General features: G+C 28.9%; 1 protein-coding gene. It reads right to left on the reverse strand.

Translation table 11 applies throughout. The annotated features are described in order from the left end of the window. Positions 1-602, reverse strand: a 602-nt coding sequence (locus LF845_RS11770; protein ID WP_423220588.1) for a Mu transposase domain-containing protein, incomplete at both ends; no start/stop codon positions are given.

Genomic DNA, 602 nt, shown 5'->3' on the forward strand with positions numbered 1-602 from the left:
ACATTAGAACCGATTGAAAGGGATTTATTTTCATAATCAGTTTGAGTTAATCTCGGATTATGGGCTTTATTAGTTATAAATTCACCTGTTCCATCAGATAAGGTATGTACTGCTACCTCGTTATAGGATTCATCATAAATTTTAAGAATTTTCGAGTTATTCTTAATTGTTACTTTTTTCCCTACGTATATATAAGGCACTGAATAAAAATTATAACGATAAGTAATATGACCATAATTATTAACAACTCTTTCTGATATATCAAACACTTCATATGGTTTTATAGGTAAAGATAATAAAGCTTCTTTCTCTTTGCCTATAAATTGCTCAAGAGGTACTTTCCTGGTAGTAACATGAATCCTCTGGTTACATTTATTATCTTGCCAATCTTTTAATTTTTGAGCTGCCTTATAATAATCATCCTCTTTAAGTGATTTAAAAAAATTGTTCTTTACATACTTTACACCACTTTCAACTTTACCTTTTTCTTGAGGATATCTCACCTTACATGTTATTGGAGAACTCCCATAATATTTTAACATTTCAGCATATTCTCTTTGTATTTCAGGCTCATAAAAATTAGTTTTTAATACACCTGACTT

The sequence above is a fragment of the Deferrivibrio essentukiensis genome (assembly GCF_020480685.1).
In the GTDB taxonomy this organism is placed as follows: domain Bacteria; phylum Chrysiogenota; class Deferribacteres; order Deferribacterales; family Deferrivibrionaceae; genus Deferrivibrio; species Deferrivibrio essentukiensis.